Genomic DNA, 1,439 nt, shown 5'->3' on the forward strand with positions numbered 1-1,439 from the left:
GACCATGAACCGTGCTGGTGAACATGGTGCCAAAGCGGCCGTTATTGAGGAAAAGAAACTAGGTGGAACCTGTGTCAACGTCGGTTGTGTTCCTAAAAAAATCATGTGGTACGGGGCGCAAATCGCTGAAACTTTCCATCAATTTGGAGAAGACTACGGCTTTAAGACTACTGATCTTAACTTTGACTTTGCAACCCTACGTCGCAATCGTGAAGCCTACATCGATCGCGCTCGTTCTTCTTATGATGGCAGTTTTAAACGCAACGGAGTAGACTTGATTGAAGGTCATGCTGAATTTGTAGATTCTCATACTGTTAGCGTAAATGGTGAACTGATTCGTGCTAAACATATTGTGATTGCTACTGGTGCCCATCCAAGTATTCCAGACGTTCCTGGTGCTGAACTAGGTGGCTCTTCTGATGATGTATTTGCCTGGGAAGAATTGCCAGAATCAGTTGCTATTCTAGGCGCGGGTTATATTGCCGTTGAATTGGCTGGCGTACTCCACACCTTTGGTGTCAAGACAGACCTCTTTGTTCGTCGTGATCGTCCTTTACGTGGTTTTGATTCTTACATCGTTGAAGGTTTGGTAAAGGAAATGGAAAGAACAAACTTGCCACTTCATACTCACAAAGTCCCTGTCAAGTTAGAAAAAACTGCTGAAGGCATTACTATTCATTTCGAAGATGGTACTAGTCACACAGCTAGCCAAGTTATCTGGGCTACAGGTCGCCGTCCAAACGTTAAGAGCTTGCAACTTGAAAAAGCTGGAGTAACTCTGAACGAACGTGGCTTTATCCAAGTGGATGAATACCAAAATACTGTTGTTGAAGGAATCTACGCTCTAGGTGATGTAACAGGCGAAAAAGAACTAACTCCAGTTGCTATCAAGGCTGGACGTACTTTGTCTGAACGTCTCTTTAACGGAAAAACAACTGCAAAAATGGACTACTCAACTATTCCAACTGTTGTCTTTTCACACCCTGCTATCGGAACTGTTGGTTTGACAGAAGAGCAAGCTATTAAAGAATACGGTCAAGACCAAATCAAGGTTTATAAATCAAGCTTTACTTCTATGTACTCTGCTTGCACTTGCAACCGTCAAGAAACACGTTTCAAATTGATAACAGCTGGTTCAGAAGAAAAAGTTGTCGGACTTCATGGAATTGGCTACGGCGTTGATGAAATGATTCAAGGATTTGCCGTTGCTATCAAAATGGGAGCAACCAAAGCAGACTTTGATGCAACTGTGGCGATTCACCCAACTGCATCTGAAGAATTTGTAACTATGCGTTAATCGAAATAAAAGAAGCAGAGCAAAAAACACTTCTAAATATCAAAAATCGAGTATTGCCGTAGTTGGAGATACTCGTTTTCTTATGTTTTATTTTATAGTATGTTGAAATAAGATATGCAAAAATCAATTAACAAACCATAAC

At 41.3% G+C, this 1,439-nt stretch carries 1 protein-coding gene; it reads left to right on the top strand.

What is annotated here, in order from left to right:
• Positions 1-1,297: glutathione-disulfide reductase (gor, locus tag QZ359_RS00280; protein WP_293947426.1), on the top strand; the 1,297-nt coding region annotated here is incomplete at its 5' end.
• Between the last annotated feature and the right edge of the window lie 142 nt (positions 1,298-1,439).

It is taken from the genome of Streptococcus sp., from assembly GCF_019414905.1.
Lineage (GTDB): Bacteria > Bacillota > Bacilli > Lactobacillales > Streptococcaceae > Streptococcus.